This is a genomic window from Pseudomonas sp. LBUM920, from assembly GCF_003852315.1.
GTDB lineage: Bacteria > Pseudomonadota > Gammaproteobacteria > Pseudomonadales > Pseudomonadaceae > Aquipseudomonas.
This window is the reverse complement of record NZ_CP027762.1, coordinates 1,164,186-1,190,848: the sequence shown is the minus strand read 5'-3', so window position 1 is coordinate 1,190,848 and position 26,663 is coordinate 1,164,186. Positions and strand designations below refer to the sequence as shown.

Sequence of the window (26,663 nt, the reverse complement as noted above, 5' to 3'; positions counted from 1 at the left end):
GGCCCTGAATCATTGATTCAGGGCCTTTTTAATGCCCGATTATGGGTAGAGCAAGCGTTCGGCCAGCTCATCTGCCACCCGGGCGGGCGAGCGTTTTTCGGCTTGGGCGTGGGCGAAGATTTCCGTCAGGCGCGTGCCGATGTTCGCCAGGTGCGCGGTGATGCTCGGCAGCTCGGCGCCGCTATGTTTAAGGGCGACGTAGATCAGGCCGCCGGAATTGATCACATAGTCCGGCGCGTAAAGGATGCCGCGCCCTTCCAACTGGTCGGCGATGTCCAGGGTGGTGAGTTGCGCGCTGGCCGAACCCGCCACGGCGGCGCAGCGTAACTGGCCGACACTGTGTCGATTGAACACGGCGCCGACGCCGCAAGGCGCAAGAATGTCGCAGGGCGTGCTCAGCAAAGCGTCATTGGCGATGGGGTGCGCGCCGAGCTGCTCCATGGCCAGTTGCACCTTGCCATTATCGATGTCGCTGACCAGCAGTTCGGCGCCGGCCGCATGCAGTTGCTCGGCCAGTGCATAACCCACATTGCCCAGGCCCTGGACGGCCACGCGCAAACCTTCAAGGTTGTCGCTGCCCAGTCGGGCCATGGCGGCAGCGCGGATGCCGGTGAACACGCCCATGGCCGCATGCGGCGCCGGGTCGCCCGCGGCAGTGGTGCTGGTGACGAAGCGGGTGTGCTGGGCGATGCAATCCATGTCTGCTACCGAGGTGCCGCTGTCGATGGAAGTGATGAAGCGGCCGTCGAGCTTTTCGATGCAACGGCCAAACGCTTCGAACAGCGCTGCGCGGCTTTCCACGTGTACGGGGCGGATGATGACCGCCGTGCCGCCGCCCACCGGCAAACCGGCCAGGGCAGCCTTGTAGCTCATGCCTTGAGCCAGGCGCGCGGCATCAGCCACGGCACTTTCATCGTCGGGGTAAGAAAGGTAGCGACAACCGCCCAAAGCGGGGCCCAGGCGGCTGTTGTGAATGGCTATGACCGCCTTCAGCCCGGTCACCGGATCGACGCTCAGGTGCAGCGATTCAAGGCGGGTGCTGTGCATGAGAGCAAACATCGTCAAGCTCCCGAATCACTTCTGGTAGAGGCCCAAGTATAGGCTGACGGTAGGAAACTGCCGAAGCGCGCTGGAATAAGCCGACCCAATTCACAGACCCCGCGACATAAGCAGGCCGGATATTTCTTAATCACTGGACGAAAATTCACAGCAAGGCTAAAACGGGGGCATCCGCCGGAGAACGCAATGAATCCCCGCACAGCTTTTTTCGCCTGCCTGGACCGTTCACCCCCAGCGCTGTTTGAAGCCGCGCTGTGGATTGCTGCCGAGCACGACCCGGCCGTACAGCCGCTGTTGATCCTGCAAGAGCTGACCGTGCTGCAACAACAGGTCAGCGTGGGCATGCCCTTGTTGCCGGCGGATGAACTCGGCCAACCGCTGCTGCGGCGCCTGAATGACCTGGGCTTCGCTCAGGATGACTTCACCCCACTGCGCCCCGCCGCTGCCCTTCTCGACAAGGTGCTGCAACGTAAACGCGGGCAGCCGTTGGCGATGGGCCTGATTGCGCTGGAGATGGCCCGGCGCCTGGACATTCCGATGGTCGGTGTGAATTTTCCGGGGCATTTCCTGCTGCGCGTGCCCGGTGCCGATCACCTGCTGGACCCCTGCGGCGGGCGGCGTCTGTACCCCAATGATTGCCGTGAGTTGCTGCACCGCCAGTACGGCCCGAACCTCAAGTTACAGGCCGACCACTTGCTCACCGCCGAGCCGCGCTCGATCCTGCAACGGTTGTCACGCAACCTGCGCCAACTGCACCTCTCCAACGACAACCCGCTGGCCGCCTTGATCGACGCCGAGCGCGTGCTGGAATTGGGCAACGCCAGCGCCGCCGATTACCTGGCTCGGGCCAGCCTGTACCAGCGCCTGGATTGCCCCAGCGCCGAGCGCTTCGACCTGGAGCACGCGTTGTTGCTCAGCGAAGACCCGATCCAGCGCCTGCGCCTGACCGAGCGGCTGGGGCACTTGCCGCCCAATTCAGTGGTGCATTGAACTGGTGATTGCGGCTTATATGGCTGGTCGTGGCGAGCGGGCTTGCCCCGCGTTGGGCCGCGCAGCAGCCCCAATCCCCAATCCCCAATCAATATAGTCACCGCATCTCTCCAGACAAACCGAGGTGGCAGGTTTTTGGGGCCGCTTCGCAGCCCAACGCGGGGCAAGCCCGCTCGCCACAACAGCCATCACAACATCTACCCAGCCAACACCATCAGTGCTTGGCCGGTGCTTTGAGAATATCGCTGTGGAACGGCCCCTTCGCCGCAACTGATCCAGGCGAACGCACCTGAATGATCAACAGCGCTGCGATCACCGCCGGAATCGCGCAGAAGAAGAAAATCTGCTGCACCGGTATATGCATGGCCAACAGCATGCTGCCAAACAGCGGCCCCAGGATTGACCCGAATCGCCCGACGCCTAAAGCCCAGCCGGTGCCCGTGGCGCGCACGTGTGCCGGGTAGAAATTGCTGGCGAAGGCATTGAGGGTCAGTTGCCCACCGATGATGCAGAACCCGGCCGCAAACACACAGGCCACCAGATAACGCGGGTTATCGTGATTCAAGCCGAGCAGAATGGTGCACACCGCAGCGGCGGCCAACACGCCGGACAACAGCCGCACTTTGCTTTTCAAGCGATCGGCAAACCAGGCCATGCCGATGGCACCCAAGGTGCCGGCAAACAGGAACATCGAGGTCACCAGATTGGCTTCCTTCAATGGCAGGCCGCTTTCCAGCAACAACGACGGCAGCCAACTGATCATGAAATACAGCAGGATCAGGCTGACGAAAAAGGTTGCCCAGATCAGCACAGTCGGGCGCGCGTAACCCTTGCGAAACAACTCCACCACCGTCAGTTTGCTGCCCTGCTCCTGAAGGTTTTCAGCTTCACTCGTCAGCGGCGGTTGCCAACCCGGCAGCATGCGCGCGGTGACTGTACGCAAGCGCGCATACGGCGGTGCATCGCGTAACAGCCGCGGCAGGGATTCCGGCAACAGCCACATCAGGAAAGGAAACAGCAGCAACGGCGTCACGCCGCCCGCCAGGAACACCGCCTGCCAGCCGTAGCCTTCGATAAACCCGGCGGCGACAAAACCGCCGGCTGCGCCGCCAAACGAAAAGCCACACGCGGCCAGCGTCACCATCAAGGTGCGCATCCGCGGGGGCGAATAGTCCGACATCAGCGCCATGGCACTCGGCATCGCGCCGCCCATGCCGATGCCGCAGATAAACCGCGCGGCCATCAATGTGGTCAGGGAATTGGCAAACACCATCAGCACCGTGAGAGTGGCGTAGATCAGCACGCAGCCGAGCAGGATGCGGCGCACGCCGAAGCGGTCGGCCAATGGCGTCACCAGCAGCGAGCCGAGCGTCAGGCCCAGCAGGTTGGCGCTGAACACCGGGCCGAATGCGGCTTTTTCCAGGCCCCAATCCTTGGCCAATGCCGGCACCACATAACCCAGTACCTGGGCATCGTAGCCATCGGTGACCAGCAGCAACGCCAGCAACACGAGGATCAACCACTGATAGCGCGACACCGGACGGGCGTCGAGTGCCGCACGAAAGCTGGCAATCTGATTGTGCATCGCAAGGTACCTATTATTTTTATGAGGGTGACGCTGATCAACTGGGGGCGCTGGCTTGCCTGCGATGACGGCCTGTCATGTGCGCCATCACTGGCTGACACTGTGCTATCGCAGGCAAGCCCGCTCCCCCATTGATTTAGGGTGTGTCCGGGGTATCGGGTTGGTTAGCCGGGTGCGCCTGCACAAATGCCGGATGTTGCGCTGCCAACGCCGCCACGCGCGCAATGCGTGGGTACGCCGCCAGCGGCACTTTGAAGCGCTCCGCCGCATACAACTGCGGAATCAAAAACGCATCCGCCATCCCCGGCTGCTCGCCAAAACAAAACCCTTTATCCCCAATCAACTGCTCCACCGCGCCCAGGCCCTGGCTGATCCAATGCCCGATCCACTCCAGCAATTGCGCTTCATCGTGCCCCCACTTGCGCAATAGGTTCTGGGTACTGGAGTTGTGCAGCGGGTGAATATCACAGCCGATGATAGACGCCACTGCGCGCTCATGGGCGCGCGTCGCCAGGTCTTTGGAAAGCAGCGGCGCCTGTGGATAACGCTCCTCCAGGTACTCGAAGATTGCCGGCGACTGAATCAACAGTTCGCCTTCGTCCGTGCGCAACGCCGGCACGCGGCCCTGCGGGTTGATCGCCAGGTAGTCCGGCTGGCGATTGGCACCGCCCGGCGGCACCAGCAAATTGACCGGCACCGCGGTGACGTCCAGCCCCTTGAGCGCCAGGGCGATCCGCACGCGGTATGACGAAGTGGAGCGGTAATAAGTGTAGAGTTCCATCGCCCTGCCCTCTTAACGCGCCGCGACGACGGTGCCACGGCACTCGCCGAACCCGATGGAGGCAAACCCTTCGCGGCTGCAACGCGCGCGCAGGATGATTTCGTCGCCGTCTTCGAGAAACTTACGGACCTCGCCCGAGGCCAGTTCAATCGGCTTTTTACCGCCTTCGGTAATCTCCAGCAGGCTGCCGAACTGCCCCGGCTGCGGGCCAGACAATGTGCCCGAACCAAACAGATCACCGGCCTGCAATTGGCAGCCGTTGACGCTGTGGTGCGCAACCATTTGCGCCACAGTCCAGTACATGTGCTGGGTGTTGCTCAGGGTCAGGCGATGGGCCGGCAGGTTTTGCTCACGCATCGCGGCGGTGGTCAGCAGCACTTCCAGTTCGATGTCGAAACCGCCTGCGGCCTGGTCACGCTTATCCAGCAGGTACGGCAGCGGTTGCGGATCGCCCTCGGGGCGTGCCGGTTGGTCTTTGCGGAACGGCTCCAAGGCTTCGGCCGTCACCACCCAGGGCGAAATGCTGGTGATGAAACTTTTCGACAGGAAAGGCCCCAGCGGCTGGTATTCCCAGGCCTGGATATCGCGCGCCGACCAGTCATTGAGCAGGCAGAAACCAGCGATGTGCTCGGCCGCATCGCCAATCGCGATCGCGTCGCCCATGGCATTGCCCTGGCCGATCCAGATGCCCAGTTCCAGTTCGTAATCCAGGCGCGCGCAAGGGCCAAACGTTGGCTCGGTTTGGCCGGCCGGCAGCGTCTGGCCTTTAGGCCGACGCACCTCGGTGCCCGACGGGCGAATGGTGGAGGCACGGCCGTGATAACCGATCGGCACGTATTTATAGTTGGGCAGCAGAGGGTTGTCGGGACGGAATAATTTGCCAACGTTCTGCGCGTGTTCGATGCCGACGTAAAAGTCGGTGTAATCATTGATTTTTGCCGGCAAGTGCATCTGGCAATCAGCGGCGAAGTGCAGCACCTGCGCCTCACGGGTTTGCAGTTTGCTGCCTTCGGCAAGCAGCTCCAGCAGGCGTTCGCGCAAGGCCAAACGCGGGCCACGGCCAAGCTCGAAGAACGCATTCAACTGGCCGCCGACAGTCGCCTCGACCGCGCGGCGGGCTTCGCCGTCAAACTCATCCAGGGCCGCGTGCAGGTCGAGAATGCAGTCGCCAATCGCCACGCCGCTGCGCGGTGCCGAGCCATTGATACTGAACACGCCCAGCGGCAGGTTCTGCAGGGGAAAGTCCTGGTGACCGTTGGCGGAGGCCACCCAACTGCGGGCTAGGGTTGGTTGAGTCATGGGTTATCTCCGGTTCGGGTTGAAGGTGGCAGGCAGTGAGGCCCAGCACGCGTCGTAAGCGGGTTGCAGTTGCGGGCATTCCAGGGCGAACTGTGTGGGGCGCAGCACTTGGCTGGTCTCGAACATGAAGGCCATGGTGTTATCAATCTTGTGCGGCGCCAGCTCGACATTGATCGCCTTGGTGCAGGTTTCACCGTCCGGGCCGTGCGCGCTCATGCAGCTGTGCAGCGAGGCGCCGCCGGGCAGGAAGCCTTCGGCCTTGGCGTCGTAGGCGCCCTGGATCAGGCCCATGTATTCGTTCATCAGGTTGCGGTGGAACCACGGCGGCCGGAAGGTGTTCTCGGCCACCATCCAGCGCGGCGGGAAGATGACGAAGTCGAGGTTGGCCAGGCCGTGCACGCTGGTAGGCGAGGTCAATACGGTAAAAATCGACGGATCCGGATGATCGAAGCTCACGGTACCAATGGTGTTGAAACGGCGCAGGTCGTATTTGTACGGCACGTTATTGCCGTGCCAGGCGACCACGTTGAGCGGTGAGTGATCGAGTTCGCAGCCCCACAGCTCGCCGAGAAATTTCTGCACCAGCGTTGTCGGCTTTTTGAGGTCTTCGTAGTGGGCAACCGGTGTGAGGAAGTCACGCGGGTTGGCCAGGCCGTTGCTGCCAATCGGGCCAAGGTCGGGCAGGCGCAGCGGCGCGCCGTGGTTTTCCGCGATGTAGCCGCGTGCGTGCGCGTCCAGCAGTTCGACGCGAAATTTCAGGCCCCGCGGCAGTACGACAATTTCCAGCGGCTCCACGTCCAGCACGCCCAACTCGGTGGCGATGCGCAGGCGACCCTGCTCGGGGACGATCAACAGTTCACCGTCGGCGTTGAAGAACACGCGCTCCATCGAGCGATTGGCGCGGTAGGTGTAGATGCTGATGCCAGATGGCTGTTGCGACCCGGCGTTGGCGACCATGCCCACCAGGCCGTCGATGAAATCGGTGGGCTCACTCGGAATATCCAGAGGGTTCCAGCGCAAGCGGTTGGGCGTCACTGCGCCCAACGGCCCACCGGCCAACTGCCGCTCAAGCTTGACGAACGCCGGGTGATTGGCCGACGGCTGAATGCGGTACAGCCAGGTGCGGCGGGCTTCGCTGCGCGCCATGGTAAAGGCTGTGCCGGAGAACAGTTCGGTGTACAGGCCGTACGGGGCTTTTTGCGGGGAGTTCTGGCCAATGGGCAGCGCGCCAGGCAGGGCTTCGCTGGCGAATTGATTGCCAAAGCCCGATTGGTATTCGAGGTTCATGGAGCATCCTCTGAGCGGAAGTTGTTTTTATCGTAATCCAGTTACGCATAACGTAATTTGATCACTGTCGACCGTCAAGCTATAAAGACGCCCATTCCCCCTCTCGGATTCTCGCTCCTCCATGGAAAAGCCCCGCGACACCGGTAAACAGAAAGTCCGCTCGGCCGAAGTGGGCACCGATATTCTCAAGGCCCTCGCCGAACTGTCGCCGGCCACGTCGCTGTCGCGCCTGGCCGAGCATGTGCAGATGCCGGCGAGCAAGGTTCACCGCTATTTACAGGCGCTGATCGCCTCGGGTTTTGCTGAACAGAACACCGCCACCAACCATTACGGCCTGGGTCGCGAGGCGTTGCGCGTGGGGCTGGCCGCGCTGGGCAGCATGGATGTGCTGAAAGTCGGCGCCCTGCCCCTGGCCGAACTGCGCGATGAATTGAATGAAACCTGCTTTCTGGCGGTGTGGGGCAACCAGGGCGCGACTGTCGTGCACATCGAGCCGGCTGTGCGCGCGATCACGGTGGTGACGCAGCTGGGTTCGGTGTTGCCGCTGCTCAGCTCGTCCACCGGGCTGGTGTTCAGCGCTTACCTGCCATCGAGGGAAACCGTGGAATTGCGCGAGCGCGAGATCCAGGCGGGTATCGCCCATGCGTTGGCGGACGATCAGGCTTACGCCACCGCGTGCGAGCAGATCCGCAGCCGTGGCCTGCACTTTGTGCACGGTTTGCTGATGCCCGGCGTCGACGCGTTGTCGGCACCGGTGTTCAACGCGGTCGGCCAGGTGGCGGCGGTGATGACCGTGGTCGGCCCGACCTCACTGTTCCACGCCGATGAAGATGGCCCGGCGGCGCAGCGCTTGCTGGCGGCGACCCGGGCGGTGAGTTGGCGGATGGGCTATCAGCCCTGAATCAATCGTCCCAGCGTGACAGGGCCACGGCCACGCGGTTCTCCAGCGCCTTGACCTGCGCACCGGCCACCACGTAGTTATTGCTCAGCATCGAGAACACCAACATGCGCCCATGGGCGTCGTTGAGGTAGCCGCTTAATGACGAGACGCCGCCCATGGAGCCGGTTTTGGCATGCAGGTTGTTTTCAGCAGGCGTGCCGCGCAGGCGATAGCTCAGGCTGCCGCCGGTCATGCGGTCAGTGTTGCCGGCAATCGGCAGCGCGTTGTACCAGGCGTTGAACCACGGCTGTTTGCGCGCGGCCAGCAGCAGGTCGGTGAGGGTTTGCGACGACACCAGGTTCTGCCGTGACAGCCCGGAGCCGTCGACCTGGCGCAGCGCCGTGGTGTCCAGGCCCTGGCGCTTGAGGAAACCGGCGACAGCCACCACACCCGCCGCCGCCGTGCCGCTATTGGCGGTCTGACGGCCCATGGCCTTGAGCAAGGCTTCGGACATGTTGTTGTTCGAGAGTTTGAGCAGCGGCGTGATCAATTCCTGTAACGGCGCCGATTGATGCTCGGCCAGCACGGTCGCCGCAACCGGGCTTGCACCGCCCATCACCCGCCGCCCGAGCACCGTGATGCCCTGCTGCGCCAATGCGTGTTCAAACAGGTTGGCCACCAGTTGCGTCGGCTCCCATACACTGACCAGCTGCGGGCTCTGCCTGCCCGGCGCCACCGCGCCGCTGAGCTGCAGAAGATTGGTGCCATGGCGGCGGTTGATGCCATACGTATTGCCCGGCCCACTGACGGCGCGGTTGCTCAATTGCAGGTAGTCGGTGGGCGGAAAGATCTCGACACTCACCGGTTGGCCGACACGCGCCGGTGCCTTGGCCGTGACCAGTACGCTGCCCGCATCAAAATCCGCATTGGGTGACACGGTCAGCGCCGAAATCTGCGCGCCATAGTAGGTGGTCTCATCATCGTGGGACCAATCGACACCGAGCCGCTCGGCGTCAAACCAGGTGTCGTCAAACACCAGTTCGCCCTGGACCTGACGCACGCCCTGGCTGGCCAACTGCGCGGCCAGGGCCTGGTAGTCGGCGAATTGGATCGTCGGGTCGCCGAGGCCACGCAGGTACAGATTGCCAGTCAGGCGATCGCCCTGGCCTATGCCGTTGCTCAGCAGTTGCGTGGAGAACCGGTATTGCGGGCCCAGCACGTCCATCGCCGCCGCCGTGGTCAGCAGCTTGAGATTGGACGCGGGGACCAGACGCGTGCGCGGGTTGTGCTGATAAAGCGTGGCGCCACTGCGCGCGTCACGCACCGTCAGCGAAACCGTGGCGCCGTGCAGCGCCGGGTCGGCCAGCAGTTGGTTCAGGGTCGCCTGGGTGGAGGTCTGCGAAACGCTCGCGCAGCCGCCCAGCAAGAAGCTCAAGCCAACCAGCATCGCGCTGGTGTGTATCCATCTGCCCAAGTGCATCAGTAGCGTTTTCCCGCGAAGTTTTCAGTGGCGGCAACGCTACCAGCTCAATGCCGTTGTGGCGAGCGGGGCTGTCGTGGCCAGTGGGCTTGCTGCGGCCACCGGGTTTGTTGTGGCGAGCGGGCTTGTTGTGGCGAGCGGGCTTGCCCCGCGATGGGCTGCTAAGCGGCCCCTGGCAAGGCCACCGCGTATTTCCTGGCACACCGCAGTGCTTGGTTTTGGGGCTGCTTCGCAGCCCTACGCGGGGCAAGCCCGCTCGCCACAGCAGCCCGCCCGCGACTGAATGCCCGCCTGGCACGTTAAAACTGCAGCGTGCTGGACACCGACACCTGCCGCGCATCGCCGAGCGACACAAACACCCGGCTCGCGGCCGAGGTGTAGTACGTGCGGTCGAACAGGTTCTTCACATTGAGCTGGAACTTGACCTTCTGGCCTTCGATCTTGGTGTCGTAGGTGGCAAACGCGTCGGCAACGGTGTAGCCCGGCAGGTTGAAATCGTTGGCGGCATCGCCTGCACGCTCGCCGACATAGCGGGCACCTGCGCCCAACCGCAGCTGATCACCACCAAAAATAGTGCCGAAATCGTAGACCGCCGACAGCGAGCCCGTGTGCTTGGCCACGTTTTGCAGGCGGTTGCCCTCAAGCGTCGGGTCTTTGTCCTTGGTGTCGAGTGCATCGGTGTAGGCGTAGCTGCCGATCACGCTCCATTGGTCGGTCAACTGGCCGGTGGCGTCCAGTTCCAGGCCACGGGAGTGCACCTGACCGGCAATGCTGTAAACGGTGTTGGCCCCTGATCCCACCGAGACCAGCACGTTGCGTTTATCGATATTGAACAACGCCGCGCTGGCGGTAATACGCCCTGGGATGTCGAGCTTGGCCCCCAGTTCCCACGACTTGGATTCCTCAGGCGTGAGGTCGCCGGTCAAGGTGCTGCCGTCAGCCAAGGCGGCGATGGTGGAGTTGGGTTTGAACGACTCGGTATAGCTGCCGTAGAACGACAACTCATCCGTGTAGCGGTACACCAGGCCGGCGCGCGGCACCCACGCCTGGCCATTGCCGTTGGTGTTGGCCGTGAATGGCACACCCTTGCCGGCGTACTGGTCGTACATCTGATAGCGCACACCGCCCACCAGGATCCACTGATCGGTCAGGTGAATGGCGTCCTGGAAAAATAGTGAGTCGCTGCGCAGCAGGTCCGTCTGGGCGCTGTCCTTGGCACTGACGGTGGTGCCTTGCACGTCCTTGCCGTAGACCGGATCGAGGTAGCTGAAGGCGCTGCGTTGCGCCTGGCGGATCAAGTCGGCGCGGTAGATCTTGCGGTACTCATCGTCCAGGCCGAACACCAGGTCATGCTGCATGCCACCGACGTTGACGCTGCCTTCCAGGCTCATCGTGGCGAAGCGATCGGTGGTCAGCGCACCCCGTGTGCCGTCCATGCTGCGGGTCAGGGTGCCATTGGGATTAACCGAAACCGTGCGCACCTGGCTGGCGTCATAGGTCTCGCGATTCCAGCTGTAGCCGAAGTGCGCCTTCCAGTCGTCGTTCAAGTCGTGGTCGACTTCCAGGCGATACAGGTCGGAGCGGCCTTCCATAGTGTTGAACGGCTCATCCAGGCGACGGGTCGTGGGGATGTTCAGCGGGTGATTGGTCTTGGGGTCGATGGCGGTGCCCCGGTCGAACGGCGAGAGGAATTCGCGGTGCTCGTAGGCGAAGACCACTTTGGTGGTGTCGCCGTACCAGGCCAGGGACGGCGCCACCAGCGTCTCGCGGTGGGTGCCGAAATTGCGCCAGTAATCTTCGTCTTCATGGTCGACGATCAGTCGGTACGCCAGGCCGCTGTCGCCAATCGGGCCGGTGGTATCGAGGTTACCGCCACTGCCGTTCTTGCCATCGCCGAAGGTCGAGCCACGGGCGGTCAGGGAGGTGGATTGGGTCAGTTCCGGCTTTTTGCTGACGATATTGACCACGCCGCCCGGGTCCTGAATACCGTACAACAATGAAGATGGCCCCTTGAGCACTTCAACGCGCTCAGCGGTGGAGTTCAGCGCACGCCCCTGCACCACGGGCATGCCGTCTTGCATGATCGAGCCATTACGGTTATCGCCAAACCCGCGCAGCATCACCGCGTCCTGGGTACTGGCCAAGGTGTTGGCCTGGGTGATGCCGCTGATATTGGCGAGAGCGTCGTCCAGGTTACGCGGGGTCTGGTCGCGCAGCGCCTGGGCGGGCACCACGTTGACGGTTTGCGGGGTTTCCAGCAACAGGCCATGGGAGCGCATCACCGAACTGGTGGGTGGCGGCTGGTAACTGGTGCTGTCCTGGGCCTGGCCGGCGCCGCTGATGGTGGTGGCGCCGAGGTTGACCGCGCCGTCGGTGGGCACAGGTTCAAGGGCCAAGGTGCGGGCGTCGATCTGGCGGAAGGTAAAGCCTGAGTGGCCGAGCAGGCGTTGCAGGGCCTGGGTCGCGCTCATCTGCCCGCTGACGGCAGGGGCGCTGAGACCGTAGGGCGCTTCATCGGTATAGATCACGCTGATTCCGGTGACGCGGCTGAAATCACTCAGGGCCTGAGGCAGTGGCTTGGCTGCCAGCGCAAAATTGAACTGGGCGCTTTGCTGCTCCTGCGCCTGCGCGACGGCCAGGGGCAGCAACGCCAGCCCCGACACCGCCAGTACCGAGGCTCCCAGCCACTGTTTTACCCAACCGCCCGCCGTCGATTTCATGCTCTGAGAACCCGTGTAGAAAACGCTGTTAATGCGAATAGATCGCAGTTTCAAGCACTACACGGATGGGCGGTGGATTTACCTCACGTTATTTTGAAAATAATTTGGTTTACTGCGCCTGAATGCGAAACCCCAACCGTGGGAAATGCACATGCACGGTGCCGCCGCGTTCGTCGGTACGCCGCAGGATCAATTCCTCACGCCCGGCGAACAGCAACTCGCCGGCCACCAGGTCGGTGCCGTAATCGGTGGCGCAAATGGTCACCTGCTGGCCAGGCTTGAAGCCGTTCAAGTCCTCGAACAGTTCATCCGGCAAGGCCGCAGGTGTTGCGTTACGCGCCACGTCCAAGGCCTGTTCGGCGCTCATCTCGCTGGCGGTGCCATGGCCAAAGCTCAGTACACGGTCCAGCCAGGCAGCGACGGCGGGATAGGCATCCACCAGCGGCGCCGTCACCGTGGAGCCCTTGAGGAACCACAACGGATGCGCCAGGGCGAAGTCGGCAATCGACGGCTCGCCGAACAGGAAATCCCCTGCCTGGTGCTGCAATTGCTGATCGATGCGGCTGATGATCGTCGGCCATTGGTGCTTGGCCCGATCCAATTGCACGCGGGTCGCAGTGCCGCCGCTGAACAGTTTGGCGCGGTCCGCCACCAGCACGTCAAGCATCTGCGGCGGTACCTTGGCGAACTTGACGGCCAGGGATTCGGGCTGGAACACCAGCGCAACGGCATGCGAGAACACCAACGAATCGGCCCACGCGGCGACGCTTTGCGTGACCAGCTCCAGGCCTTGGGGAAACAGCGCCGGCGCGGACTTTTCCTGCTCCAGGCGGTGGGCGATTAAGGCAGTGTCGCAGTAGATATCGGCGCCGACTTGCAGCACCGGCGTCTTGCGATAACCGCCGGTGAGGGCCGTGAGGTCAGGCTTGGGCATCACCGGCGAGATAAACACCGAGCGCCAGGACAAGCCCTTGAAGCCCAGCATCAGGCGGGCTTTTTCAGCAAAGGGGGATTGCGGGTAGTGGTGCAGGATCAACTCAGACATGCCAGGCTCCGCTCAAGTAAGTGAGCCGCTAGCTTAGCCTGCAACACCCCACGTGCGGGCGATGGGAACCCATCAGTCAAATCAATGAACCGCTCGCCGCCAGGCACTCCTTGGCACTCTTCTTGAGCTTTTTGATCAGCCGCTCCTGGCGCAGCGCCTCGCCCTTGCTCGCGCATTGCTCGGTGTACACCAACGCCACCGCAGGGCTGGACAAAAAGAACCGCGCGCCCTTGCCGCTTTGGTGAGAAGCAAATCGGCGCACCGGGTCATTGCTGATGCCGCAATACAGCGAGCCATTGGCGGCGCGCACCAGGTACACGAACCAGGGTTTGAGTTCAGTCGATTCAGTCACAGGGCAATTCGGCAAACCAGAGGAGCGCCAATCTTATCAACGACCGGCCTGAAATGCCTTCAGGCCTTTAAGCGCCTGGGCGCGCACGGCGTTTTTCAACGCAGGCGACCAACCCAGCAACAACCCCTTGAGGCCCAGCGCCTGGCGCGACCAGCGCCACAGGTCGAAGTGATCGTGGTGCTCGCAGATCCTGCCATCGCGAAACACAAACCGCGCGCCAATGTCGTTGACTACCGTGTTGCCGGTGGCGCTGAACAGGTACGTCGCCACCCAATGCGCGCTGCCGGTGGTTTCATCGCTGCGCACATGGTCGAAGGTCAGGGAAAAATTCTTCGCGCGGGTGGTGAGCATGCGCCACATGTCACCTGCGTCACGGCCACGCAGCTCGCCGAACGCGGGGTCGCTGAACACCACATCGTCGGTGTAGTAGGCGGCCATGGCTTCGGCATCCAGGCGCTGGAAGGCACTGTAGAACTCGGTGATCAGGGCGTTGTGGGCATCACTCATGGGCAGGCTCCGCAGGCGTCGAAAAGGTAGGCGCACGATAAGCCGCCAGCGCCGGTAAGGCTACCGACATTCGCCGCGCAAATGACCACGCTTACGGCACCATGCCACTGCTGCGGGCATAGGCGAACAAATCCACGTCGGTGGAGATGCACAACCGGCTCATGGCCGTGCTTTTTTGTTTGCTGATGGTCGAGATGCTGCGATTGACCCGGGCGGCAATCTGGCTGACGGTCATACCGCTGGCGAGCATGCGCACCACCTCGCGTTCTTTGCCGGACAACTGCGGCACGGCTTGCTGGTCGCCGGGGCCAGCTTCCACCAACTGCACCCGCAGGCTTTCGCTGACGAAGGTATGGCCTTCGCTCACCGCCTTGATGGCCTGGGGCAACTCCCTGGCCGAGGCACTCTTGGCCACGATGGCCCGCGCGCCCTGTGCGAAGGAAGCGCGCAGCGTGGCGATGTTGGCGAACATGGTCACCAGAATCACAGGCAATCGCGGGTATTGACGTTGCATCAGGCTCAACAGGCCGTACCCATCAGCCTGCTGATTGCCCGGCATGGCAAAGTCGGTCACCAGCAGGTCACACGGCGTGCTGTCGAGCACCGCCAGCAGTTGATCGGGGCCATCGGCCTCGCCGACCACCTTGCACTTTCCACTGGCCTCGATCACGACTTTTTGGCCGATACGCACAATCGGATGATCGTCAGCAATTATTACGCGAAGCATGAGACCCACCATGATGGCAACTTGACCTACGCAAAATAGCGCCGGATGTGGCCGGCAACAACCGCCAAGAAAAGCAGCCAGGGCAGCCCGTGCAGCATTCTTGGCTACCGAGATTTATACCTACAAAACAAACAGAGCAGGCCGTCAGAAAGGAGCTACAGCTCAGGGCGAAATCTTCCTTCACCCCAGATGAAAGCCTGCGTCTTCACAGTGCCGACAAGTACGCCAGGTAACGCATCAGGTCCTGGCGCAACCGGATCAAGTCGCGCGCATGCGTGGCTACGCCGTCGCCACTTACCCGTGTCATCAGTTGCAGGCCGCGTTTTTCCAGCGAGGTGACGCCCAGAAAGGCCACGCTGCCAATCAACCGGTGCAGGTGTTGAACGGTGTCGGCGCCATCGAGGCGCACCACCGCGCCCGAGAGCGCGCGCAGGTCTTGCCGGGCTTCATGGATCAGGCTGCCAAGCATGCTGTCCACCACTTCGCTGCGGCCAAACATCTGCACCAGCGTCGTACGGGTTGGCCAGCCTTTTTGCCCGACCAATGCCTGTGCCTTCGTGCCCTGCTCGAATGCGCCCACGTGGGCTTGGTCCAGCCAATAGACCAGGACGTGGTGCAGCTGCAAAAAAGTCAGCGGTTTGATCAGCCACGCGTCCATGCCGGCTTCCAGGCATAGGCGGACTTCGTCAGGGCCCAGGTTTGAGGTCAGGCCGATGATGGGCAGTCGCGTCGACAGCGCCTCACGTTCGCGGCGGCGGATTTCGCGCGTCATGGCATAGCCGTCCATGAGCGGCATCTGGCAGTCGGTCAGGATCAGATCAAAGTGCTGCACGTCCATCGCAGCCAGTGCGGCACGCCCATCCCTGCACGCTTTGTGGCCCAGGCCGAGGCGGTCGAGAATTCCGCTCATCAGCAGGCAGTAGGCCGGATGGTCGTCAACGACCAACACCTTGAGCCGTTGCCAGCAGGCAGGCGCGGTGGTCAACGCCCGCGGCTCATCCCCACCCATGCTGCCTGGGGGAGTGCCTGATGACATGACTACCTCAACTTACCGTATCGACGGACGATGATGGCACGCCATGCGTGCAGGAAACGGCCGCGCTCTGGCCGATCGGGCGCGGCATTCTGAAGCATCTTTTTGATGTTTTTATGACGGTTCAGCGGCGCAAAACGTATTCGAATGACTGCGCCTGGACGATACAAAAACTACGAAACTTCACAATTCCTACGTAAACAAAAGCCGGTTCTGACATGAGCGAATACTCCTTTGCCCTATCCGCTTACTCTCGTATTTGTTGTATTTCCCCAACTCGCCCCCCTCTATAAATTCGCCGCACCCCAACAAGGGGCGCGGCCTGTCCTCTCCATGGGTCGCAACACACATGGCTGTTTGCCCCAAGGCACAGTCAGCAATCCTTGCACCGGAACCTCACGACATGAATAAGTCCCTAGCAGCACTCGCCCTCTTTTTAGTGGCCGCTCATCAAGGCCAGGCTGTTGCCGCAAGCTCGGTGGAGTTGATCGTCAAAGGCCTGATCACCCCGAGTGCCTGCACACCGACCTTGTCCGCCAACGGCATCGTCGATCACGGCAAGCTTTCCGCCAAGGACCTCAATCAAGGCACCCCCACTGATCTGCCAGCCGTGACCTTGCAGATGAATGTGAACTGCGATGCCCAGACCTTGTTTGGCTTGAACGGCAACGACAACCGGGCGTCCTCAGCCATCGTCGCGACGGGCTATGGGCTGGGCTTGATCGATAACACGCAGAAAATCGGCACCTACCACCTTGAGCTTGTGAACCCGGTTGCGGACAACGTCGCCGTCATACCCCTGGAGTCCAACAACGGTGGGCAAACCTGGAGCGCGATTGATGGTGAATATTGGTACAGCGGCAACCTGGCCGGTTTTGGCGGTGTTTCCGGTGGCCTGTATGTACCCGTGCCGATTCAGGACCTGACCACTGACTTGGCCGTCATGACCCAGATCGCGCCCGCGCAAGACTTGAACCTGAGCAATGAAGTGTCCCTCGACGGCTCCGCCACGATCGAAGTGAAGTACCTGTAAACAAGGCTCGCTGACCCGGTGCCACGACGCATCGGATCAGCCTCGCGCGTATCGCCCTACTTGGAGGTTTTACATGATCCATCGCACCCTCGCCCCAGTGTTCATGGCGCTGATGGCCGTCATTCCCCAGGCATTTGCCTCCAGCGCCACTGACCTTAGGATCACCGGCCTGATCACGCCCAGCGCCTGCATGCCCAACCTGTCCAGTGGCGGTGTGGTCGATCATGGCAAGTTGACGGTGAAGGACCTCGATCCCCAACTGCCTACCCGCCTGGAGACCGTCAACCTGCAATTGGAGGTCACCTGCGAGGCAGAAACCCTGTTCACCCTGACCACCGTCGACAACCGCTCCGGCACCTCGGCCATCCACCCGGCGAGCCATGGCCTGGGCCGGGTCAATGACGACCAGATGCTGGGCAGCGTGGCGTTCAACGTACTGGATGCGGTTGCCGACAATGTGCCGGTGCGCACCCTCTTATCCAGCAACGGCGGTGCCGACTGGCGTCCTTCGACGTACCTGGGCCATGCCGGGCTGACCGCTTTCGCCGCCGCCGACAACCTCAACGTCCCGATTGCGGTGAAGGTGTTGACCGCCCGACTCAGCGCCTTCACCACCCTGGTAAAAGCCACCGACCTGACCCTGGTGGATGAAATGCCCATCGATGGTCATGCCACGCTGCAAGTGAAGTACTGGTAAGCCCGACCTTGCTCTTTTACCTGCCAAATCAGGAGTGGCCCGCACGATGAAAAGCCTGCGCAATGCCCTTGCTATCGCCCTGCTGCTGGGCACCAGCACCAGTACCTTCGCCGCCTCCACAATCGACCTGACGGTCAAGGGCCTGATCACCCCCAGCGCCTGCACACCCACTCTGTCGGCCGCAGGAACCGTCGATTACGGAAAACTCTCGGTCAACGATCTGCACCCGACCTACAGCACTGACCTGCCGCAGGTCACCCTCAACCTGCAGATTGCCTGCGAAGCCACCACGCCAATGGCCTTCAAACTCATCGATAACCGCCCTGGCACCCATACCATCGGCGCCAACATGGGGCTTGGCCTGACGGACGCGGGGGAAAAGATCGGCTCTGCCTGGCTTTACTTCCAGAACCCGGTGGCCGACGGCACCCCCGCCGACGTGAGCGTTTCGCTCACCAATGGCAGCAGCTGGATCAGGGCCATCAACCTGGATACGCGTGGCCTGTATGCCCCCAGCTCTGCCGCCGATTTCAGCGTGCCGATCGCCGTCAAGCACTTCGCCACTGAACTGCAAGTGGGCGGCGTCATTGCGCCCACCAGCAGCATGACGTTAACCCGCGAAGTGGTCATCGATGGCAATGCCACCGTTGAAGTGCTGTACCTGTAACTGGCGCCACCCAACCCCCACGGTGATAACGACGCAATGAACCCATCGACCATCACCCGGGCGCTCACGCTGTTCGCCTTGCACCTGACGCCGGCCTTCGCCGCGTCAACCGTGGACCTGAGCGTTACCGGCCGGATCACGCCCCAGGCCTGCACTGTGTCGCTGTCCGACAGCGGCCTGATCGATTACGGCAAGATCCCGGCGCGCACCTTGAGACCGAGTGAGTTCACGCCACTGCCCAGCCGGCAAATGGGCCTGGGCATCAACTGTGAAGGGCCGACGCTGTTTGCACTGGTGGGTATCGACAATCAGCCGGATTCCTCTGTGAACCCCGAGGTTCTGTACGGCTTGGGCATGAACATTCACGCGCCGAGCGAACGCCTGGGCTCGGTAGGTTTGTCATTGCGCGGGCCGGTGGGCGACGGCAGCGCCCTGCAGGTGATCAGCTCCGCGGACGGCGGGAGCACCTGGCACCCAGAGCCCAATGCACATCCCAGGCACTACATGGGTTTCGCCCGGCTCGACACGCTGCTGCCCATCCCCATCAGGCAACTGGTTGCCAGCCTGCGGGTGGACACCGCCATCAGCCCGGCCAATAGCCTGACGCTGAAACAAGAAGTGCCTTTGCAAGGTTCGATCACCCTGGACCTCAAGTACCTGTAACCCTTAGTGAATGAGTCCTCAGATGACGATGCATGTTTCCTGGATACGCGCCGGTTGTGCCGGCCTCGCTGTATGGTGCTCCGCCGCGGCGCTGGCCGATGGAATGGTGCCAGACACCTCGGTGGTGATCGTGCACGAGGCGGACGGCGAAGCGGCCGTGTCTGTGACCAATACCGACAGCAAGCTGGCCCTGTTGCACGTGACCCTCGAAGACGTCCCCGAAGACCGGGCCACCTTGCTGTTCGTCACTCCGCCGCTGTCACGGGTGGAGCCCGGCAAGCGTCAGCTGGTGCGGTTCATCCTGCAATCGGACGAGCCGCTTAAAACCCAACGGCTCAAACGGGTGGTCTTCGAAGGCATGCCCCAGCAACGCACCGGCGCCGAAGCCGGGCGTGCCCAAGTGGGCGTCACGGTGCGCCAGAACCTGCCGGTGATCCTGCACCCCAAGGGTCTGGCACCCAACCGTGAGCCGTGGCTGGGCCTGACCTGGCACCTGGACGGCGACCGGCTCAGCGTGCGCAACCCCACACCGTACGTGGTGCGCCTTGCGCAGGCGTTGCGGCTGTTGCCCGGCAACGGCTCGACCTTGCTGCCGCGCACGTATGTGTTGCCGGGAGAAACCCTGACGGTCGCGGCCCAGGGGACGGGGGCGACGTCAGTGCGCCTGCAGCCGGCCACGGTGTATGGCTTTGCTGTCGCGCCCTACGAGGCCCCCATCACGCCTTGATCCAACCGCGTCGAACCCTGCCGACGCCTCTATAAAACGAAGTGACCCCTGCGAAGGTCACCGGGAAGGCCGCCTGGCGCGTCCGCAAACCTTGCCTCGGGCTTCCCTCAAAAGAGTGTAATTGTGTGAACACAGTCATGAATTACCGTGACGGCGAAGCCCTGTCCGGCGTTATGCCGCGCCCGTCACTCGTGCAACTGGGCGGCATCGCCTGGGCGCTCAGCCATCTGCTGCTGGCCGAAAAGGCCTGGGCAGACGACGCGCCGTCAACCGGTTCGTTCGACCACCAGACCCTGCACCAGCGTGGCATCGACCCGCAACTGGCCAGCCTGCTGCTGGAAACGCCACGCTTTACCCGCGGCCGCCACGCCGTCAACCTGGAGGTCAATGGCCAACGGCGCGGTCGGGTCGACGTCAGCTTCGATGACCACGGCGCGGTGTGCTTTGACGCTGCTTTATTGCAAGCCGGTCAGCTGGTCGCACCGCCACGCCGCGTCGACGCCTGCCACGCCTTTGTCGAGCACTACCCGCAAACGGTGATCGAACCCGACCCGGCCAGCCTGGCCCTGTCACTGGTAGTGCCTACGCAGGCGTTGCGCATTGCGCCGCAGGACGTTTCCGGCTACAGCACCGGCGGTTTCGCAGCCTTGCTCAACTACGATGTGACCGGCCTGCACAACGAATACGGCGACAGCAGCAGTCGGTTCGGCTCGGCCAACACCGAAGTCGGCTTTAACGCCGGCGACTGGATCGTGCGCAGCCGCCAGGTACAGACCTGGCAGGACGGCGTCTCGCGCAGCAACCACCTGGATGCCTACGCCCAACGGACCTTTGCCAGCCAGCAGGCGGTGTTGCAGGCCGGGCAGATCAACCTCTACAACCCGGTGCTGGCGGGAGCCCCGATCACCGGCGTGCAAGTGCTCACCGAGCAGGCTCTGCAAGACCAGGATCAGGGCGCGACGATCGATGGCATCGCCAACGGCCCGGCCCAGGTGGAGGTGCGGCAAAACGGTGCGTTGGTTCACTCCACAGTGGTCCCCGCGGGGCCGTTTTCCCTCAGCCAAGTGCCGCGCTTGAACGGGCGCTCCGATGTCGAAGTGACGGTCAAGGAAGCGTCCGGCGAAGAACGGCGCTTCAGCGTGCCGGCGGCGATGCTGGGGCTGGGTCTGCCGGCGCCGGGTTACGCCGTGGCCGCCGGCACAGTGCGCAACATCGGCGACAGCAATGGCGCCGACCCCTGGGTGGTCAGCGCCGGGTGGACGGCTGCAGTCCACCCACTGATCACGCTGGGCAGCGGCCTGCTGATGGCCCAAGACTATCGCTCGGCCGGGGCCAACCTCGGTGTGCTGCCCTGGCAGGACAGCCAGTTGCAATGGGCGGTGGTCGCCGCCGAGGCAACTCGCCAGGCGCAAGCGCGCGGCGTGCAGGTGGACCTCTCGTGGTCCCAGCAAATAGGTGAACGCTGGGCCATCAGCGCCGCCAACACGTGGCGCAGCGAAGGCTATCGCGACCTCACCGAATCGACCTACGCCGCCCATACCCGCGAGCAGCAGCGCTCACGCTACCGCGACCAGCAAAGCGCCACGGTCTCCTGGGCGCATCCATGGCTGGGAGCCTTCAGCGCCGGCGTGTCGCGCGCCGCCTCCTTTGCCGGCGACAGCAGCCGTCGCGCACTGGCGTCGTGGGGCACGCAAGTGGGCGGCGTATCGCTGTCCGCCACCGCCGAATGGCAAATGGGCGGCCGCCGTTACAACGATGACAGCCTGTACCTGAACCTCAGCCTGCCCTTGGGCGAAAACCGTCGAGGCCGCGCCTGGGTGCGAAACTCCGGGGGCGAGCACCGCATCGGCATCGGCGTCAACGAACCGCTCAACGATCAACTGGCCTATCGGGTGGGCGTTGAACATGACAGCCGCGACCGCGAGGTGGAGTCATCCCTCGGAGTTTCGGCCCTGCCGTTCTACAGTCAGCTGGACTTCAACTACAGCCGCTCCAGCGACGCGCGTTCCAGCTACCAGGGCGGCGCGCGCGGCGGTGTGGTGGTGCATGGCGACGGTGTGACCTTGTCGCCCTACCCGGTGCGCGACACCTTTGCGCTGCTGTCGGTGGGGCAGATGCCCGGCGTCAAGGTCAGTACGCCAAGCGGCCCGGTGTGGACCGACTGGCAAGGCCAGGCCGTGGTGCCGCAGGTCAACGCCTATGGCCGTAGCCCGGTGGAAGTGCAGACGCGCTCGTTGCCGCGCAATGCCGACATCAGCAATGGCCTGGCCGTGGTTGCGGCAGGGCGCGGCGCCGTCGACCGGCTGGCGTTCGGCGTCGCCCTGACACGTCGGGCCTTGCTGACCCTTGACCGGCCGGTGCCGCGCGGCGCGACGGTCACCACCGGCGACGGCGAGTTCGTCACGCTGGTGCAGGAAGGCAACCAGGTATTCCTGCCCAACGTGCTCGACCCTCGGCCGCTCTGGATCCAAGGCCCCGGGCAGCCGCGTTGCGCCCTGCGCTTTGACCTGCCGCAAAAGGCCGACCCCGACGTGTATTTCGAAACCGCACCCGCCCGTTGCGTGACTCTGTGAGGACTCTCTTGAAACGTCATTACTGCCTCGCCGCCCTGCTACTGACGGGCGCCGCCCACGCCCACGCCCAGGACGATTGCCGACTGGACGTGAGTGAGTCGCTGCTGGATTTTGGCTCGATCCGCCGCGCCATTGACCCGGCACCCGGCCCTGAACGGCTGCTGGGTGAACGGCGCCTGAGCATGACCTTGGACTGCCCGCAGAGCAGCGACCTGAGCGTGTTCTACCGCGGCCTGGCCGCCAGCGCCGAGCGTTTGCGCTTCACCCAGGGCGGCAGCTACCGCGTGCACGTACACGCTGGCCTGCTGGACGGCCGCGCTGTAGCGCTGGGATTGCTGGCGGCCAGCGGCCAGCCGCCGATTGCCAGCGCCCAGGCCCTGGACTGGCGCCCCGAGCATGGCATCGTACCGATGCTCAACGGCCTGCCCGCGCATGGCCGCAGTTTCTCGTTGCAACTGGCAGTCAGTGCCTATGCCGAGGAGCGCGCCACGCCTGTGCGCGATGCCGTTACCTGGGACACCACCGGGCGGATCGAGGCTGCCGGTTCCGGGCGCTCGCGGGCGCTGCGCCTGCAAGCGCATTTTGCGCCGGCGGCCTGCACGCCCGGGCTGTCCAACGGGGGTACGGTGAGCTTTGGCAAGCTGTCGATCAACGACTTGAGCCGCGATCAGGACACACGCCTGCCAGCCCGGCCGCTGACGCTCACGGTGGCCTGTGACGGGCCGACGCCGTTTGCCCTGGTCATGAAGGACAACCGCGACGGCTCCGCCACCGGCGGCCTGGATGAAACCGCCTATGGCTTGGGCGTGGATGCACGCGGGCAGAAAATCGGGCGCTACTACCTGACGGTCGACCCTGCCCAGGTCAGCGCCGACAACTTCTCCCGGGTGTATCGCACCGACTCCACCACGGGCGGCTCGGCCTGGAGCATTGCCAACAGCAGTCCCATCGACGTCGGCGCGCGCAGCCTTCTGGGGTTTACCCCGGCAGCCGGCAGCACCCAGGGCCCCGAGGCCCTGCAAAACCTCAGCGCTTTACTGAGCCTGAAGGCATTTATTGCACCACTCGACAGCCTGGACCTGAGCACTGAGGTTCGGCTCGACGGTTCGGCCACGCTCGAAATCACCTACCTGTAAGCGCTCCCGGAGCCCTCATGACCCTTCGATATCTGATTCTCGCGCCCTTGATCTTCTTCAACCCGCTGAGCCTCGCCGCTTCCAGCGTAGAGCTGAGCGTCGATGGGCTGATTACGCCGATGGCCTGCACGCCAACCCTGTCAGCCGCAGGGTTGGTCGACTTCGGCAAAATCTCCCAGCAGGACCTTAACCTCACAACCGGCACACGGCTGCCGCTCAAGTCCCTGAACCTGACCGTCACGTGCAACGGCGCCGCGCGCTACGCCTTGCGCATGCGCGACAACCGCGACGGCACGGCGCACGTCAACAGCGAAATTTACTACGGGTTGGGCCTGGACGGCAGCGGCAACAAGGTCGGTGTGTATTCGGTCAAGTTCGACCCCAAGCAGACCGTGGCCGATGCCGTGCCTTATCTGTACGGCACCGAGTCCACCACCGGCGGCGTGGCCTGGCGCACCTCCAACCGCAACCCGATCGACATCGGCGCCAACAGCCTGTTGGGCTTTACCGATCTGGAAGGCAGCACCGCGGGCCCCTCCGGCATCCAGACCCTGAACAGCACACTGACCCTGGAAGCGGTGATCAACGCCAAGCAGAACCTGGACTTGAGCAGCGACATTCGCATGGATGGCTCCGCCACCCTGGAAGTGACTTATCTGTAGCACCGACGTTTTCCAACCCAAGGAGTACCCGCTAAATGAACAAGCTTTTCCCTGTCTTGACCACCGCGCTATTACTGGCCGCCTCCACAGGTGCCTGGGCGGCATCCACTGCCGAGTTGACCGTCAAAGGCCTGATCACGCCCAGCGCGTGTACGCCGAGCCTGTCCAATGGTGGGGTGATCGACCACGGCAAGATTTCCGCCAAGGACCTGAACCCGACCCAATACACCATCATCGGCAACCATACGCTGAGCCTGACCGTCACCTGTGAGGCCGCAACGGCATTCGCCCTGTATGGCGTGGATAACCGCGTCGGCTCGACCGACAACCCCAGCGACTACGGCCTGGGGTTGATCAATGGCGATCAGAAGCTTGGGCATTACGTTTTGATGCTGAGTAACCCGCTCGCCGACAATGTGCCGGTGCAGACTATCGGCTCCACTGACCAGGGAAGTTCGTGGAACAAGGAAAGGTTCCTCGATCCGGGTCTGTACATGTCCATCGCCGCCATGAGCGACGCCAGCCAACCGCTGCCGACCAAAGACCTGGTCGCCGACCTGGAGGTGCAAACCCTCATCAACCGCACCGACGGGATGGACCTGAGTAACGAAGTGCTCATCGACGGTTCGGCCACCCTGGAAATGCGCTACCTGTAACGCCTGAAAGCGCGGAGCTTGGGGTGACGCCCAAGCTTGCCTGGCACGGGAGCAGGTTTACTGCCCCTCACAGGCTATCTCGCTATACCTTCTCGCTGCGCACGCCCACGTACAACGCACGGCCCGCGCCCAACCCGGCGACGATGGCGCCCAGGCCGATCACGGCAAAAATCCAGCCTACGGCCGTCCAGCCGCCCGTCCAGTCATGCACCAGCCCGACCGCAAACGGCCCGAGGGATGCCAGGGTGTAGCCAAAGCCCTGGGCCATGCTCGACAGGTTGGCCGCGACATGTGAGTCGCGCGAGCGCAGCACGATCAAGGTCAGCGCCAGGCTGAAAGTGCCGCCCTGGCCTAGGCCCAGCAGGATCGCCCAGCCCCACAGACCATCAATGGGCGCGTACAGGCAGCCGAACAAGCCGCCGAGGGTCAACACCATCACCACTACAATCGCCAGCCGCTGGTCCTTGCCGCGCGTGGCCAGCCAAGGTGCGGCGAGGGAACTGGCCAACTGCACGATGACCGAGCCGGACAGCACCAGGCCCGCCTGGGTCGCCGTAAGGCCGCGACCGATCAGAATCGACGGCAACCAACCGAACACGATATAGGCCAGCGACGATTGCAGGCCCATGTACAGCGTTACCTGCCAGGCCAGCGGATCACGCAGCAACCCCCTCACGCGATACGCAACTTGATGGGCGCCGTGTTTTTGCCCCACCTGTGGCAACCAGAACGCCGCCGCCACCAGCGCTGGCAGAATCCAGAAGCCCAGGCCGATGCTCCAGCTATCCCCGAAATGCTTGCTCAGCGGCACCGTCGAGCCGGCAGCCAGGGCGGCGCCCAGGCATAGCGCCATGGTGTACACGCCGGTCATGGTGCCGGCCTGTTTGGCGAAATCACGCTTGACGATGCCCGGCAGCAACACGCCGATGATGCCGATACTTGCACCGGCAATCAGGCTACCGGCGAACAGCCCGACCTCGCCGAAAGCACTGCGCAAAATGATCCCGGCAGCCAACGTCAACAGAATCCCCAGCACCACGCGCTCAGCACCGAAGCGCCGCGCCAGGATCGGCGCCATCGGTGCGAACAGGCCCAGGCACAGCACCGGCAAGGTGGTCAGCAAACCGGCCTTGGCTGCCGACAACCCCAGGCTCTGGGAGACTTCAGCCAGCAGCGGCGACATGCTCGACAATGCCGGGCGCAGGTTCAGCGCCACCAGAATCAGGCCCAGCAGTAACAGCCACGGCCGCGCAACGACCGGCGGGGTGTGCTGCACCAGGTCGTCATCGGCTTCGGCGTCGATTAATAACTCTTCGAGTTCAGTGGCGCGTTTGGTTTCAAGGTTCATTGATCAACTGCCGGCAGAGGGATTTGGCGCGTTCCGGATCTTGCTGTTCCACGGCGTCGAGCAGGGCGATATGCAGATCAAACACGGCCTGGCGACGCGGTGAAATGTTCAGGGTCTGGCGCAACTGGGCGGCGACGATGGCAGAGAAGTACTGGTACAGCTCGCTCAATGCCGGGTTGTGCGCCGCGTCCACCAAGTGCTTGTGGAACACCAGGTCGGCGCTGATATAAGCCTCCAGGTCGCCGTGATACAGCTCGGCGCTGGCCTTGAGTGCGTCACGCATTGCACTCAGATCAGCCTCGGTACGGCGCACCGCCGCAAGCCCGATGGCCTCCACTTCGAGAATCTGCCGGGTCTCCTGCGCCTGCTCCAGGGTGCAATGGGACAACGCCCGCATTGCGCCCAGCGGATCGGTCATCGAGCGCAAATAACTGCCGTCGCCCTGACGAATGTCGATCAAGCCGGAAAACGCGAATACGCGCATGGCCTCGCGCACGGTATTGCGGCTGATGCCCAGCTCGGCAGACAGCTCGGGCTCGGTGGGCAGGCGCTCGCCGATGGCCCATTTGCCTTCAGTGATGCGCCGACGCAACTGCTCCAGGGCCTGATCGACCAGCGAGCGTTTGATCAAGGGGGCGATGTCTGTCATGGATTTTGCGCTTTCGTCCAATCATAGGATGAATTTTCCTACAGCCTATTCGGACTTGCCTACAAAGGCAACGCACTAGGGTTTTGAGGCAGCAGAAGGAACTGAAT

Annotated in this window: 25 protein-coding genes; 11 read left to right on the top strand and 14 right to left on the bottom strand. The window is 63.2% G+C overall.

Annotated elements, in window-relative coordinates; genetic code table 11:
- Positions 1-39 precede the first annotated feature (39 nt).
- Entirely contained in the window at positions 40-1,059 is a 1,020-nt protein-coding gene (locus tag C4J83_RS05345; RefSeq protein WP_106579493.1) for a Glu/Leu/Phe/Val dehydrogenase family protein, read from the bottom strand.
- Between the two features lie 186 nt (positions 1,060-1,245).
- On the opposite strand from C4J83_RS05345, the gene C4J83_RS05340 reads away from it, so the two are divergent.
- On the top strand, positions 1,246-2,049 hold the full coding sequence (locus C4J83_RS05340; RefSeq protein WP_124416500.1) for a SirB1 family protein: 804 nt from the start codon (positions 1,246-1,248) through the stop codon (positions 2,047-2,049).
- A gap of 214 nt (positions 2,050-2,263) precedes the next feature.
- On the opposite strand, the gene C4J83_RS05335 is transcribed toward C4J83_RS05340, so the two are convergent.
- The 4 genes from C4J83_RS05335 to hmgA all read right to left on the bottom strand — a co-directional run bounded on the left by C4J83_RS05335 (position 2,264) and on the right by hmgA (position 7,001).
- Positions 2,264-3,634: an MFS transporter gene (locus C4J83_RS05335; RefSeq protein WP_124416499.1), complete on the bottom strand. Its 1,371-nt coding sequence runs from the start codon at positions 3,632-3,634 to the stop codon at positions 2,264-2,266.
- 136 nt (positions 3,635-3,770) lie between these two features.
- Positions 3,771-4,415: a maleylacetoacetate isomerase gene (maiA, locus tag C4J83_RS05330; RefSeq protein ID WP_124416498.1), complete on the bottom strand. Its 645-nt coding sequence runs from the start codon at positions 4,413-4,415 to the stop codon at positions 3,771-3,773.
- A gap of 12 nt (positions 4,416-4,427) precedes the next feature.
- The gene (gene fahA / locus C4J83_RS05325) at positions 4,428-5,714 is read right to left on the bottom strand and encodes a fumarylacetoacetase (RefSeq protein WP_124416497.1); all 1,287 of its coding nucleotides are present in this window, start codon (positions 5,712-5,714) and stop codon (positions 4,428-4,430) included.
- 3 nt (positions 5,715-5,717) lie between these two features.
- Positions 5,718-7,001, bottom strand: coding sequence for a homogentisate 1,2-dioxygenase (gene hmgA / locus C4J83_RS05320; RefSeq protein ID WP_119738481.1), 1,284 nt, complete (start codon positions 6,999-7,001; stop codon positions 5,718-5,720).
- 121 nt (positions 7,002-7,122) lie between these two features.
- On the opposite strand from hmgA, the gene C4J83_RS05315 reads away from it, so the two are divergent.
- Positions 7,123-7,902: an IclR family transcriptional regulator gene (locus C4J83_RS05315; protein WP_106579499.1), complete on the top strand. Its 780-nt coding sequence runs from the start codon at positions 7,123-7,125 to the stop codon at positions 7,900-7,902.
- Between the two features lies 1 nt (position 7,903).
- Here the strand turns inward: C4J83_RS05315 and dacB are convergent, their stop codons facing one another.
- The 7 genes from dacB to C4J83_RS05280 all read right to left on the bottom strand — a co-directional run bounded on the left by dacB (position 7,904) and on the right by C4J83_RS05280 (position 15,748).
- Entirely contained in the window at positions 7,904-9,361 is a 1,458-nt protein-coding gene (gene dacB, locus C4J83_RS05310; protein WP_124416496.1) for a D-alanyl-D-alanine carboxypeptidase/D-alanyl-D-alanine endopeptidase, read from the bottom strand.
- A gap of 299 nt (positions 9,362-9,660) precedes the next feature.
- Positions 9,661-12,081 carry a TonB-dependent siderophore receptor gene (locus C4J83_RS05305; protein ID WP_124416495.1) on the bottom strand — a complete coding sequence of 807 codons (2,421 nt, stop codon included), beginning with the start codon at positions 12,079-12,081 and terminating at the stop codon, positions 9,661-9,663.
- 109 nt (positions 12,082-12,190) lie between these two features.
- Positions 12,191-13,126, bottom strand: coding sequence for a glutathione S-transferase family protein (locus C4J83_RS05300; protein ID WP_124416494.1), 936 nt, complete (start codon positions 13,124-13,126; stop codon positions 12,191-12,193).
- Between the two features lie 76 nt (positions 13,127-13,202).
- Entirely contained in the window at positions 13,203-13,478 is a 276-nt protein-coding gene (locus C4J83_RS05295) for a GIY-YIG nuclease family protein (RefSeq protein ID WP_124416493.1), read from the bottom strand.
- Positions 13,479-13,514: 36 nt separating this feature from the next.
- Complete coding sequence (locus C4J83_RS05290; protein WP_124416492.1) at positions 13,515-13,985, bottom strand: nuclear transport factor 2 family protein; 471 nt, start codon at positions 13,983-13,985, stop codon at positions 13,515-13,517.
- Positions 13,986-14,076: 91 nt separating this feature from the next.
- Entirely contained in the window at positions 14,077-14,712 is a 636-nt protein-coding gene (locus C4J83_RS05285; RefSeq protein WP_106579504.1) for a response regulator, read from the bottom strand.
- A 205-nt stretch (positions 14,713-14,917) separates the two neighbouring features.
- Entirely contained in the window at positions 14,918-15,748 is an 831-nt protein-coding gene (locus tag C4J83_RS05280) for a response regulator (RefSeq protein WP_256660649.1), read from the bottom strand.
- Between the two features lie 400 nt (positions 15,749-16,148).
- Between C4J83_RS05280 and C4J83_RS05275 the strand changes: the two genes are divergently transcribed.
- From C4J83_RS05275 to C4J83_RS05235, 9 genes are all read left to right on the top strand, one after another.
- Positions 16,149-16,778 carry a DUF1120 domain-containing protein gene (locus tag C4J83_RS05275; RefSeq protein WP_106579505.1) on the top strand — a complete coding sequence of 210 codons (630 nt, stop codon included), beginning with the start codon at positions 16,149-16,151 and terminating at the stop codon, positions 16,776-16,778.
- A 73-nt stretch (positions 16,779-16,851) separates the two neighbouring features.
- Positions 16,852-17,475 carry a DUF1120 domain-containing protein gene (locus tag C4J83_RS05270; protein ID WP_119738468.1) on the top strand — a complete coding sequence of 208 codons (624 nt, stop codon included), beginning with the start codon at positions 16,852-16,854 and terminating at the stop codon, positions 17,473-17,475.
- A 46-nt stretch (positions 17,476-17,521) separates the two neighbouring features.
- Complete coding sequence (locus C4J83_RS05265; protein ID WP_124416491.1) at positions 17,522-18,142, top strand: DUF1120 domain-containing protein; 621 nt, start codon at positions 17,522-17,524, stop codon at positions 18,140-18,142.
- 36 nt (positions 18,143-18,178) lie between these two features.
- The gene (locus tag C4J83_RS05260) at positions 18,179-18,805 is read left to right on the top strand and encodes a DUF1120 domain-containing protein (RefSeq protein WP_106579508.1); all 627 of its coding nucleotides are present in this window, start codon (positions 18,179-18,181) and stop codon (positions 18,803-18,805) included.
- A gap of 28 nt (positions 18,806-18,833) precedes the next feature.
- On the top strand, positions 18,834-19,532 hold the full coding sequence (locus tag C4J83_RS05255; protein WP_371924193.1) for a fimbria/pilus chaperone family protein: 699 nt from the start codon (positions 18,834-18,836) through the stop codon (positions 19,530-19,532).
- A 125-nt stretch (positions 19,533-19,657) separates the two neighbouring features.
- A complete protein-coding gene (locus C4J83_RS05250; RefSeq protein WP_256660648.1) occupies positions 19,658-22,105 on the top strand; it encodes a fimbria/pilus outer membrane usher protein in 2,448 nt (815 codons plus the stop codon).
- 8 nt (positions 22,106-22,113) lie between these two features.
- A complete protein-coding gene (locus tag C4J83_RS05245; protein WP_124416490.1) occupies positions 22,114-23,241 on the top strand; it encodes a DUF1120 domain-containing protein in 1,128 nt (375 codons plus the stop codon).
- A 17-nt stretch (positions 23,242-23,258) separates the two neighbouring features.
- Positions 23,259-23,903, top strand: a complete 645-nt coding sequence (locus C4J83_RS05240; protein ID WP_119738458.1) for a DUF1120 domain-containing protein — start codon at positions 23,259-23,261, stop codon at positions 23,901-23,903.
- Positions 23,904-23,938: 35 nt separating this feature from the next.
- Positions 23,939-24,559 carry a DUF1120 domain-containing protein gene (locus C4J83_RS05235; protein WP_119738456.1) on the top strand — a complete coding sequence of 207 codons (621 nt, stop codon included), beginning with the start codon at positions 23,939-23,941 and terminating at the stop codon, positions 24,557-24,559.
- Positions 24,560-24,641: 82 nt separating this feature from the next.
- Here the strand turns inward: C4J83_RS05235 and C4J83_RS05230 are convergent, their stop codons facing one another.
- Together C4J83_RS05230 and C4J83_RS05225 are read right to left on the bottom strand one after the other, a co-directional pair.
- Complete coding sequence (locus tag C4J83_RS05230) at positions 24,642-25,907, bottom strand: CynX/NimT family MFS transporter (protein ID WP_124416489.1); 1,266 nt, start codon at positions 25,905-25,907, stop codon at positions 24,642-24,644.
- Positions 25,897-26,556 carry a FadR/GntR family transcriptional regulator gene (locus C4J83_RS05225; protein ID WP_124416488.1) on the bottom strand — a complete coding sequence of 220 codons (660 nt, stop codon included), beginning with the start codon at positions 26,554-26,556 and terminating at the stop codon, positions 25,897-25,899. Before C4J83_RS05225 ends, C4J83_RS05230 begins: the two co-directional genes overlap by 11 nt.
- Between the last annotated feature and the right edge of the window lie 107 nt (positions 26,557-26,663).

Excerpts from the sequence above, each read along its gene's own strand:
- C4J83_RS05340 (WP_124416500.1), top strand. The coding sequence starts at position 1,246 with ATGAATCCCCGCACAGCTTTTTTCGCCTGCCTGGACCGTTCACCCCCA.
- C4J83_RS05335 (WP_124416499.1), bottom strand. The coding sequence starts at position 3,634 with ATGCACAATCAGATTGCCAGCTTTCGTGCGGCACTCGACGCCCGTCCG.
- hmgA (WP_119738481.1), bottom strand. The coding sequence starts at position 7,001 with ATGAACCTCGAATACCAATCGGGCTTTGGCAATCAATTCGCCAGCGAA.
- C4J83_RS05265 (WP_124416491.1), top strand. The coding sequence starts at position 17,522 with ATGAAAAGCCTGCGCAATGCCCTTGCTATCGCCCTGCTGCTGGGCACC.
- C4J83_RS05300 (WP_124416494.1), bottom strand. The coding sequence starts at position 13,126 with ATGTCTGAGTTGATCCTGCACCACTACCCGCAATCCCCCTTTGCTGAA.
- C4J83_RS05230 (WP_124416489.1), bottom strand. The coding sequence starts at position 25,907 with ATGAACCTTGAAACCAAACGCGCCACTGAACTCGAAGAGTTATTAATC.
- maiA (WP_124416498.1), bottom strand. The coding sequence starts at position 4,415 with ATGGAACTCTACACTTATTACCGCTCCACTTCGTCATACCGCGTGCGG.
- C4J83_RS05260 (WP_106579508.1), top strand. The coding sequence starts at position 18,179 with ATGAACCCATCGACCATCACCCGGGCGCTCACGCTGTTCGCCTTGCAC.
- C4J83_RS05345 (WP_106579493.1), bottom strand. The coding sequence starts at position 1,059 with ATGTTTGCTCTCATGCACAGCACCCGCCTTGAATCGCTGCACCTGAGC.
- C4J83_RS05275 (WP_106579505.1), top strand. The coding sequence starts at position 16,149 with ATGAATAAGTCCCTAGCAGCACTCGCCCTCTTTTTAGTGGCCGCTCAT.
- C4J83_RS05255 (WP_371924193.1), top strand. The coding sequence starts at position 18,834 with ATGCATGTTTCCTGGATACGCGCCGGTTGTGCCGGCCTCGCTGTATGG.
- C4J83_RS05315 (WP_106579499.1), top strand. The coding sequence starts at position 7,123 with ATGGAAAAGCCCCGCGACACCGGTAAACAGAAAGTCCGCTCGGCCGAA.
- fahA (WP_124416497.1), bottom strand. The coding sequence starts at position 5,714 with ATGACTCAACCAACCCTAGCCCGCAGTTGGGTGGCCTCCGCCAACGGT.
- C4J83_RS05290 (WP_124416492.1), bottom strand. The coding sequence starts at position 13,985 with ATGAGTGATGCCCACAACGCCCTGATCACCGAGTTCTACAGTGCCTTC.
- C4J83_RS05270 (WP_119738468.1), top strand. The coding sequence starts at position 16,852 with ATGATCCATCGCACCCTCGCCCCAGTGTTCATGGCGCTGATGGCCGTC.
- C4J83_RS05280 (WP_256660649.1), bottom strand. The coding sequence starts at position 15,748 with ATGTCATCAGGCACTCCCCCAGGCAGCATGGGTGGGGATGAGCCGCGG.
- C4J83_RS05225 (WP_124416488.1), bottom strand. The coding sequence starts at position 26,556 with ATGACAGACATCGCCCCCTTGATCAAACGCTCGCTGGTCGATCAGGCC.
- dacB (WP_124416496.1), bottom strand. The coding sequence starts at position 9,361 with ATGCACTTGGGCAGATGGATACACACCAGCGCGATGCTGGTTGGCTTG.
- C4J83_RS05305 (WP_124416495.1), bottom strand. The coding sequence starts at position 12,081 with ATGAAATCGACGGCGGGCGGTTGGGTAAAACAGTGGCTGGGAGCCTCG.
- C4J83_RS05235 (WP_119738456.1), top strand. The coding sequence starts at position 23,939 with ATGAACAAGCTTTTCCCTGTCTTGACCACCGCGCTATTACTGGCCGCC.
- C4J83_RS05285 (WP_106579504.1), bottom strand. The coding sequence starts at position 14,712 with ATGCTTCGCGTAATAATTGCTGACGATCATCCGATTGTGCGTATCGGC.
- C4J83_RS05240 (WP_119738458.1), top strand. The coding sequence starts at position 23,259 with ATGACCCTTCGATATCTGATTCTCGCGCCCTTGATCTTCTTCAACCCG.